Raw genomic sequence first — 9406 nt, forward strand, 5'->3', positions numbered from 1 at the left:
ACGCACTCATCAGGCGAACTCATCCAAGGGACGGGACACCCATGACCGACAACATCACCGAGCAGGCCACCGCGGCCGCCTCCGGAGCCGCCGCCACCGAGCAGTTCCGCAGCAAGCAGCGCGCCGAGGCCACCGACGTCGACACCAAGCGCGTCGACTCGCTGGTCCGCGAACTCCTCGCCGCCGCCCACGACATCATCCGCCGGCACAAGGTGACGTACGCCGAGTACGACGCACTGAAGTCCTGGCTGATCCAGGTCGGCGAGGACGGCGAGTGGCCGCTCTTCCTGGACGTGTGGGTCGAGCACGTCGTGGAGGAAGTCGCCAACGAGAACCGTGAGGGCAGCAAGGGCACCATCGAGGGCCCGTACTACGTCCCCGACTCCCCGCGCCTGCCCGCCGAGGCGACCCTGCCGATGCGCGAGGGTGAAGAGGGCACCCCCCTGCTGTTCCAGGGCCAGGTGACGAGCGTGGACGGCACGGCGCTGTCCGGCGCCACGGTGGAGATCTGGCACGCCGAGAGCGACGGGTTCTACTCCCAGTTCGCCCCGGGCCTGCCCGAATGGAACCTGCGCGGCACGGTCATCGCCGACGACCAGGGCAACTTCAAGATCCACACCATCGAGCCGGCGCCGTACCAGATCCCGACGGACGGCTCCTGCGGCAAGCTGATCGCGGCCGCCGGCTGGCACGCCTGGCGCCCCGCCCACCTCCACCTGAAGGTGTCGGCCCCGGGCCACCAGCTCATCACCACCCAGCTCTACTTCAAGGGCGGCGAGCACGTCGCCGACGACATCGCCTCCGCCGTCAAGCCCGAACTGATCCTGGACCCGAGCCCGGTCCCGGGCAGCAACGGCCGCGAGGTCACCTACGACTTCGTTCTCGACAAGGCGTGATGAGCGGTGCTGTTCGCGGTACGCATGGACGTGGACATTCCACGCGACCTCGATCCCGAGGTCCGCGCGGAGCTGGTGGCCCGGGAGAAGGCATACTGCCAGGAGCTGCAGAAGACCGGTGAGTGGGCGCACATCTGGCGGTGCGTCGGCCAGTACGCCAACATCAGCATCTTCGATGTCGCCGACAACGAGGCACTGCACCGGATCCTGTGGAACCTGCCGCTTTTTCCCTATCTGAGCATCGAGGTCACGCCCCTGGCTCAGCATCCCTCGGATCTGGCGGCCGGCTCATGAACAAGGTCGCCGGCACCGCTGTGGAGGCGGTGGCCGATGTGCCCGACGGCGCGTCACTGGCGGTCGGCGGATTCGGACTCAGCGGTGTGCCGAACGTGCTGATCCAGGCACTGTACGAGCGCGGCGTGAGCGATCTGAGCGTGGTGTCCAACAACTGCGGGGCGATGGACTCCGGTCTCGCGGTCCTGCTGGCCGCGGGGCGGATCGCCCGGGTGACCGGCTCCTACATCGGCGCCAACAAGGAGTTCGCCCGCCAGTACCTGGCCGGGGAACTGGAGGTGGAGCTGATCCCGCAGGGCACGCTCGCCGAGAGGCTGCGCGCGGGCGGGGCCGGCATTCCCGCCTTCTACACCCCGGCCGGCGTCGGCACGCAGGTCGCCGAGGGCGGACTGCCGTGGCGCTACGACGGCGCCGGCGGGGTTGCGCTGGCCTCGGCGCCGAAGGAGGTCCGCGCGTTCGACGGGGTGGAGTACGTGCTCGAGCGCGGCATCCGCACCGACTTCGCCCTGGTGCGGGCGGCGAAGGGCGACCGCCACGGGAACCTGGTCTTCAACAAATCCTCCCGGAACTTCAACCCGCTCGCGGCGATGGCAGGACGGGTGACGATCGCGGAGGTGGAGGAGCTCGTCGAACCCGGGGAGATCGCCCCGGACGCGGTCCACCTGCCGGGAATCTTCGTACAGCGGGTAGTGGCCCTCACCCCCGAGCAGGCGGCCGACAAGAAGATCGAGCAGCGGACGGTGAGCGGCTGATGGCCTGGACGCGTGACGAGATGGCCGCACGGGCGGCGCGTGAGCTCAAGGACGGGCAGTACGTCAACCTCGGCATCGGCCTGCCGACACTGATCCCGAACCACCTCCCGGAGGACGTGGAGGTGGTGCTGGAGAGCGAGAACGGCATCCTGGGCACCGGTCCGTACCCAAGTGAGGACGCCGTCGATCCGGATCTGATCAACGCCGGCAAGGAGACCGTCACAGTGCTGCCCGGGGCGTCCTTCTTCGACTCGGCCCTGTCGTTCTCCATGATCCGCGGCGGGCACATCGACGTCGCCGTGCTGGGAGCCATGCAGGTCTCCGCACGCGGAGACCTGGCCAACTGGGCCATCCCGGGGAAGCTGGTCACCGGCATCGGCGGAGCGATGGACCTCGCCCACGGCGCCCGCACGGTCATCGTTCTGATGACGCACACCGCCAAGGACGGCAGCCCGAAGATCCTTCAGGAGTGCGCGCTGCCGCTGACCGGCAGGCAGTGCGTGAACCGGATCATCACCGACCTCGGCGTCCTCGACGTCACCGACGACGGACTGCTGCTCGTCGAAACCGCGCCGGGCGCCGCAGTCGACGACATCATCGAGAACACCGCAGCGAAGCTGCGGGTGGCTGAGGGGATCCCGTCATGAAGGACGTCTACATCATCGACGCGGTCCGCACCCCGGTCGGCCGCTACAACGGCGCCCTGGCATCGGTGCGCCCGGACGACCTCGCCGCTCACGTCATCCGCGAACTCCTCGCCCGCACACCCACGTTGGATCCGGCCGCGGTCGACGACGTGTACCTCGGCAACGCCAACGGCGCAGGCGAGGAGAACCGCAACGTTGCCCGTATGGCGGCACTGCTGGCCGGGCTGCCCACCTCCGTGCCGGGCGTGACGGTCAACCGGTTGTGCGCCTCCGGCCTGGAAGCCGTGATCCAGGGCTACCGTGCGATCGCCCTCGGTGACGCGAACGTCGTCGTGGCCGGCGGGGTCGAGTCGATGACCCGCGCACCCTACGTGCTGCCCAAGAGCGACAAGCCCTTCCCTGCCGGACACGCCCAGTTGTACTCGACCACGCTCGGCTGGCGCATGGTCAATCCCGAGATGGAACCACAGTGGACCATCCCCCTCGGGGAGTCCGCCGAACTCATCGCCGACAAACACAAGATCGGCCGAGAAGAGCAGGACGAGTTCGCCCTGGCCTCCCACCAGAAGGCCACCTCCGCACAGCAACATGGCCTGTTCGACATCGAGATCGTCCCGGTCACCATCCCGCGCCGCAAGGGCGATCCGGGCGTCCTCGCCGCCGACGAAGGTGTACGCCCGGACGCCTCCCTGGAGACGATGGCCAAGCTGAAGCCCGCCTTCCGTGCCGACGGAGGCACGGTCACGGCAGGCAACGCCTCCCCGCTCAACGACGGCGCCGCCGCCCTGCTCCTCGTCGACGAAGTGGGACTGCGCGCCACCGGCCGCGAACCCCTCGCCCGTATTTCGGCGTCCGGTGTCTCGGCGATCGAGCCGCAGTACTTCGGGCTCGGCCCGGTGGAGGCCACCAACCGCGCCCTCGCCAAGGCCGGTAGGACCTTCGCCGACCTGTCCGTCCTGGAACTCAACGAGGCGTTCGCCGCCCAAGTCCTCGGCTGCCTCGCCGAATGGCCCGAGTTCGACCCCGCGATCCTCAACCCCCAGGGCGGCGCCATCGCGCTCGGACATCCCCTCGGCGCCTCCGGCGCCCGGCTCGCCGGCACCGTCGCCCACCAGCTCGCCCGTCGCGGTTCCGGCACCGGCGTGGCCACCCTCTGCATCGGCGTCGGCCAAGGCCTCGCCCTCGTCCTCGAACGCTGAGCACCGGAGGCGCCACCATGTCCACACCCCGCCTGCTGGACCACCACATCGTAGGCCCGTTGGACGCACCGCCCCTGATCCTCGGACCGTCCCTCGGCACCTCCAAGGCCGTCTGGGAACCCCAACTGCCCAGCCTCAGCCGCCGTTTCCGAGTAGTGCGCTTCGACCTGCCCGGCCACGCCGATTCCACCACTGCCCTCCTGCGCGACCCCGAACCAGGCCGCACAACGGTCGACGACCTCGCATCACTGGTACTCGCCCTCGCCGATCATCACGGCTGGGACCGCTTCCACTACGCGGGCATCTCCCTGGGAGGAGCCATCGGGGCGCATCTCGCGGTCCACCACCCCTACCGCATCTCTTCCCTGGCCCTGGTCTGCTCCTCGGCACACTTCGGTCCGCCCGAGCCCTGGCATGAGCGCGCCGCCCTGGTACGGCTGAAGGGAACCACTCCCCTGCTGGAAACCACCCCGAACCGATGGTTCGCCACCTCAGCTTTCGCCGACACCCCCTTCGGCCGCAGGCTGCTCAGCAACCTCACCGGGGCCGACCGAGCCGGCTACGCGGCATGCTGCGACGCCCTCGCCGCGTACGACCTGCGCCCGGATCTGGCCTCGATCACCGCCCCTGCTCTCGTCGTCGCTGGCTCCCACGACACCGCCACCCCCGTGCAGCACGCCCAGGAGCTCGCGGAGGCAATACCGAACGCCACCCTGGAGGTCATCGGCAGCGGCCATCTCGCCGCCGAACAACCCCACGCTCTTCAGGCGGCGCTCATGACCCACCTGCGAGCAGTCTGTTCCGGCGAAGGAACCCGGGTCCCCCTGCCCGACTGAACCGCTTGCCCTGCCCACACCCGCCCCGAGCCGCTCCACCGCGGCAGGTACCTCGTGGGAGGCCACCGTGCACCCCGGTGACACCACTCTCCGTCCGGAGATCGCGCGCTCCTGGTGGCGCTCCGAGCTGAGCGGGCTCACCCCCACCGCTGCGAACCTGCGCGTGGAGCCGGACGCGGTGCACCGGCGTGGCCGTCTGGTGAGCGCCGCCGAACCGGTGCTCTCTGAGCTGGCCGAGCAGCTCGGCAGCGCGGATTTCTGTGTGCTGCTGGCCGACCGCGAGTCGCGGATCGTGGGCCTGCCTGTCGGGTCCCGTCCGCTGCGCGCCAGGTTGGAGGCGCTCGGTGTCGTGACGGGCGGGGTGTTCCTGGAGGAGACGACCGGGACGAACTCCATCGCCACGGCCCATGAGCTCCGTCGCGGGGTCGCGGTGCACGGTGAGGAGCACTACCTGGAGCCGTTCAAGCGGTTCAGTTGCTACGGCCATCCGATCCGGCATCCGGTCACCCACCGCCTGGAAGGCGTCCTGGACATCACCTGCCTGACCAGGAACCATTCCCCCCTGCTCGCTACCGTCATCGCGCGGGCCGCGCGCGATGTCGAGGAACGGCTCCTGCTCACCGCGCGACGCGCCGAGCAGCGGATGCTGGCGGCCTACCAGGCAGCCACGGCCAGGCGGAACCGGCCGGTGCTCGTTCTCGGCGAAGGAGTGGTGCTGACGAGCCCTGCCGCCGTGGAGCTCCTCGATCCCGTCGACCACATCCGGCTCCGCGAGTTCGCCGCCGACCTCGGCCGCCGCGGCGCCGACGGCAGCGCACGGCCGCCTGCGATCCGCACGTTCGAGCTGTCCTCCGGCCGTGTCGTATCCGTGCGGCTCCAGGCCGTCGCCCGCGGGACGGACGGTGTGCTGTTCGAGTTCGACGACCCTGACCCTGCGGACGCGACGGTCCGCGGCCGCGGATCCACCCGGCGCACGGCCACACAGTCCGTGGCGATCGCGCCGGGCACACCCGTGTATGTCGGCGGCGCACCCGGCACCGGACGCACCACGACCGTGCGATCACTGGCGGGCGGGGACGGGGTCCGGATCACCGCCCTCGACGCGTCCGAAGCAGCCGTACGAGGAGAAGCGACGTGGCTCGCCGACCTGGAGCAGGCCACAAAGGACAATCCGGACCTGTTGCTCGTCGAGGACGTCCATCTGCTGCCCGGCCCCTGTGCCGCCCGGCTGCGGCGGCTCATGGAACGGTCCCGCCCGCCGATGGCTCTGACCGGCCCTCCCCTCGCCGAACTCACAGGACACAGCGCGGTCCTCGCCGCCGACTGCCCCGCCCACATCGAACTGGCCCTCCTGCGCGACCGCGCGGAGGAACTCCCGGGATTGGTCCGGGCCATGCTCGACAACCTGGGCTTCGGCGACCGGGTGCGCTTCACACCGACCGCCCTCGCCGTCCTGGCCGGCCATCCATGGCCCGGCAACCTGCGCGAGCTGGATACCGTCGTCCGCACGGTCGCCGAGCGCCGCTCAGCGGGCGATGTCACGCCCCGCGATCTGCCGGAGGCCTATCGGATCAGCCCACGGCGGCGCAGCATGACGCCGCTGGAGCGGGCCGAGCACGACGCGATCACCGGCGCGCTGCGCAAGTTCCGGGGCAACAAGCTGCGCGCCGCCCAGGAACTCGGCATCAGCAGGACGACCCTCTACAACCGTATGCGCGTCCTGAAGATCAACCTCTAAACACCTGAGAAGTGTCCAATAGTTGAACACCACTGCATGACATCCCGGCCCTAATTTGCCGATGGGAAACCTACCGGCAACGGCACTGCAACAAGGTGCCGAGAGCGGAGTGATCACATGCGCGCAGGCCTGTTCGACGTGGGCGACGCCGAGCTTTACTACGAACTTCGCGGGAGCGGGCCCGCGTTGCTGCTGATCAGCGGGGCCGGCGGAGATGCCGGTTGCTACTCGGCCATGGCCGAGGAACTCCGGGACGCGTTCACGGTCATCAACGACGACCGGCGGGGGAAGTCCCGCAGCACGGGACGCGACGGAACCCCTATGACGCGCGAACAGCAGGCCTCGGATGCCCGCGCGCTCATCGACGGTCTCGGGGGCGGACGGGCGCTCTCCTGAGCCACGGGCGGCGGGGCCTACCGCGCGAGGCAGTCGACCCCGCGTCCGCATGGGGCATCTCTCCGGTCCGCCACCGCTACCAGCCCCGCCTCCGGCACCCTGCCATGACCCGCGGGCCACGCCGGACGGTCCCGCTGCGACTCACCGTCCTCCACGCGGCGCCATTGCGCACGCTGGCACGACCCTGTGGGAGCAGCGACGCCGCCCTGATGCGCGCCTGCTGCCGAGCCGGATCCGCAGCACCCCCGCCCCCATCACGTCCCAGAGACGCTCCGCCGCCGGCCCGCGCCGCGCCGCAGCATCCCTTCATGCCTCAACGACCAAGGAGCCCTTGATGAACCTCCGGTATGACACCTTCTACATCGGCGGCGAATGGATCCGCCCCGCTACGGACCGTTCGATCACTCCTATCAACGCCAGCACGGAAGAGCCCCTGGGACTTGTGCCGGAGGGTACCGAGGCCGACATCGACCGCGCGGTCGCCGCCGCGCGTGCCGCCGTCGACGACCCGTCCGGTTGGTCGAATTGGGAACCCGCCCGGCGGGCCGAGGTGATGGACCGGCTCGCGGACGCGATCGACCGGCGGGCCGCCGACTTCGTCGAGCGGGTCAGCGCCCAGAACGGAATGCCGGTCGCGGTGGCCCGCCAGCTGGAGACGGGTTACCCAAGCGCCGTGCTGCGCTACTACGCCGCTCTCGCAAGGGAGTTGACCACAGCGGAGACACGGCCCGGCCTCTTGGGCGGCTCCATCGAGGTCCGCAAAGTGCCCGTCGGCGTCGTCGCGGCGATCGTGCCGTGGAACTTCCCGCAGGCCCTGACCATGTTCAAGATCGCGCCAGCGATGGCCACCGGCTGCACCCTAGTCGTCAAGCCCTCTCCGGAGACGGTCCTGGACGCCTACCTGCTGGCCGAGGCCGTAGAGGACGCCGGAGTACCGGCCGGCGTGATCAACATCGTCCCCGCGGGACGCGAGACAGGCGCCTACCTGGTCGCCCACCCGGCCGTCGACAAGGTCGCCTTCACCGGCTCCACCGCCGCCGGCCGCGCCATCGCCGAGACCTGCGGACGCCTGCTGCGCCCGGTCACCCTGGAACTCGGCGGCAAGTCGGCGGCGATCGTCCTAGACGACGCCGACCTGGACCTGACGAAAATAGGCGAGGGCCTGTTCGGCGCCACGCTCCTCAACAACGGCCAGACCTGCTTCCTCGGCACCCGCGTCCTCGCTCCGCGCAGCCGCTACGGCGAGGTCGTCGACGCCTTCACCGCCTTCGCGGGTTCCCTCACCGTCGGCGACGCCGGCGATCCCGCGACGCATGTCGGGCCGATGGCCACCGCGCGGCAGCGCGAGCGGGTGGAGTCATACATCGCCAAGGGCCGCAGCGAGGGCGCCCGGCTGACCACCGGAGGCGGCCGCCCCGATGGTCTGGAGCGCGGCTGGTACGTGCAGCCGACCGTCTTCGCCGACGTCGACAACAACGCCGTCATCGCGCAGGAGGAGATCTTCGGCCCGGTGCTCTCCCTCATCCCGTACGACGACGTGGACGACGCCGTCCGCCTCGCCAACGACTCCGAGTTCGGGCTCGGCGGCACAGTGTGGACCTCCGACCCCGAGCGCGGACGGGCCGTCGCCCACCGGGTCCACACCGGCACCATCGGCGTCAACCGCTACATCCCCGACCCCGCCGCACCCTTCGGCGGCGTCAAGGCCAGCGGCCTCGGCCGCGAGCTGGGTCCCGAGGGCCTCACCGGGTACCAGCAGACGCAGACCGTGTACCTCTGAGCCGTTCCGGCCGTACAGCGTCGGGCGCCGTGGCGAACATCGCCGCGGCGCCCGACGTACTGCGTTCGCACGCCGCAGGCCTGTCGAGGTGGATGCTGCTACGCAGGGGCGCCGCCACTCGGCGTCGAACATGACGACGTGTGGTGGACCTGCCCGCCTTCGCACCAGAGTATTTCTGCCATCGGACAGCTGCCCTCGTGATCGGGATCGGGCTACATCAGACCTTGCGGAAGATCCGCCACTGCTTGAGGCGGGCGAAGGCTCGCTCGCCAGGCGCCCACAGCTGGGCGTGGTCCCGTTGAACTGGGCGTATTTCTCGGGTAGGTGGCGGCCATAGCAGGAGATGCGGGCCGTGGCGCCGGCTCCCCGACACGCAGGGTCGGCAAGTACCAGATCTGCCTGCTCAGGCACGCTTGGATCACTCCGTGAGCGCGGGCGGCCGTGAGCGAGGACGACGGAGATGACGTAGGCCGCCTCGTCCTCCAGCCCGGCAAGGTCGAGGTGTGGCTGGACCGTGCCCAGGCCGTGGGCGATCAGCGAGCGCAGGAAGGCGAGCCATCTGGCGCCATCCTCGATGGTGGCGACCTCCAGGCCGAGGAACTCGCGGTGCCCTTCGGCGTCGACGCCGACTGCGACCAGAGCGTGCAGTGGTCGCAGTAGGCGACGGACAGCACGACGTGGACGCCCGGCTCGACGGTGGTGATGATGTCGCCGACGGCCTCGACGACGCCCGCACCCTCGTGGCCCGAGGACGGCGGGCAGCGGGTCGGGTAACTGATCGTTTCAGAATGCGGTGCGGAGCCGCCTCAAACAGATGAGAGCGCACGCGAGTTGGAGGAGTCCCTGGTGGAGGTCGGCGCGTATCTCG

At 70.1% G+C, this 9406-nt stretch carries 9 protein-coding genes and 2 pseudogenes; 9 read left to right on the forward strand and 2 right to left on the reverse strand.

The window, feature by feature from the left end:
- Positions 1 to 41 precede the first annotated feature (41 nt).
- The 9 genes from catA (at position 42) to ACGFZN_RS36270 (ending at position 8538) form a co-directional block, all read left to right on the forward strand.
- The gene (catA, locus tag ACGFZN_RS36230; protein ID WP_393862718.1) at positions 42 to 896 is read left to right on the forward strand and encodes a catechol 1,2-dioxygenase; all 855 of its coding nucleotides are present in this window, start codon (positions 42 to 44) and stop codon (positions 894 to 896) included.
- Positions 897 to 902: 6 nt separating this feature from the next.
- The gene (gene catC / locus ACGFZN_RS36235) at positions 903 to 1190 is read left to right on the forward strand and encodes a muconolactone Delta-isomerase (protein WP_393862719.1); all 288 of its coding nucleotides are present in this window, start codon (positions 903 to 905) and stop codon (positions 1188 to 1190) included.
- Positions 1187 to 1942, forward strand: coding sequence for a CoA transferase subunit A (locus ACGFZN_RS36240; protein ID WP_393862720.1), 756 nt, complete (start codon positions 1187 to 1189; stop codon positions 1940 to 1942). The genes catC and ACGFZN_RS36240 overlap by 4 nt, the downstream gene beginning before the upstream one ends.
- Positions 1942 to 2589 (forward strand): CoA transferase subunit B, encoded by a 648-nt coding sequence (locus ACGFZN_RS36245; protein ID WP_393862721.1) that lies wholly within the window; start codon positions 1942 to 1944, stop codon positions 2587 to 2589. The genes ACGFZN_RS36240 and ACGFZN_RS36245 overlap by 1 nt, the downstream gene beginning before the upstream one ends.
- On the forward strand, positions 2586 to 3788 hold the full coding sequence (locus ACGFZN_RS36250; RefSeq protein WP_393862722.1) for a thiolase family protein: 1203 nt from the start codon (positions 2586 to 2588) through the stop codon (positions 3786 to 3788). The genes ACGFZN_RS36245 and ACGFZN_RS36250 overlap by 4 nt, the downstream gene beginning before the upstream one ends.
- 17 nt (positions 3789 to 3805) lie before the next feature.
- The gene (locus ACGFZN_RS36255; RefSeq protein WP_393862723.1) at positions 3806 to 4624 is read left to right on the forward strand and encodes an alpha/beta fold hydrolase; all 819 of its coding nucleotides are present in this window, start codon (positions 3806 to 3808) and stop codon (positions 4622 to 4624) included.
- Between the two features lie 67 nt (positions 4625 to 4691).
- Positions 4692 to 6362: a sigma-54-dependent Fis family transcriptional regulator gene (locus ACGFZN_RS36260; protein WP_393862724.1), complete on the forward strand. Its 1671-nt coding sequence runs from the start codon at positions 4692 to 4694 to the stop codon at positions 6360 to 6362.
- Positions 6363 to 6479: 117 nt separating this feature from the next.
- Positions 6480 to 6758 (forward strand): alpha/beta fold hydrolase, encoded by a 279-nt coding sequence (locus ACGFZN_RS36265; protein ID WP_393862725.1) that lies wholly within the window; start codon positions 6480 to 6482, stop codon positions 6756 to 6758.
- 334 nt (positions 6759 to 7092) lie between these two features.
- Positions 7093 to 8538: an aldehyde dehydrogenase gene (locus ACGFZN_RS36270; protein WP_393862726.1), complete on the forward strand. Its 1446-nt coding sequence runs from the start codon at positions 7093 to 7095 to the stop codon at positions 8536 to 8538.
- A 507-nt stretch (positions 8539 to 9045) separates the two neighbouring features.
- On the opposite strand, the pseudogene ACGFZN_RS36275 reads toward ACGFZN_RS36270, so the two are convergent.
- Both ACGFZN_RS36275 and ACGFZN_RS36280 read right to left on the reverse strand, forming a co-directional pair.
- Positions 9046 to 9186, reverse strand: a pseudogene (locus ACGFZN_RS36275) (transposase); the annotation flags it as partial.
- Positions 9183 to 9315 (reverse strand): annotated as a pseudogene (locus ACGFZN_RS36280) (alcohol dehydrogenase catalytic domain-containing protein); the annotation flags it as partial. The pseudogenes ACGFZN_RS36280 and ACGFZN_RS36275, both read right to left, overlap by 4 nt.
- Positions 9316 to 9406: the final 91 nt, after the last annotated feature.

The organism is Streptomyces sp. NPDC048192 (assembly GCF_043202415.1).
Classification (GTDB): Bacteria; Actinomycetota; Actinomycetes; order Streptomycetales; family Streptomycetaceae; genus Streptomyces.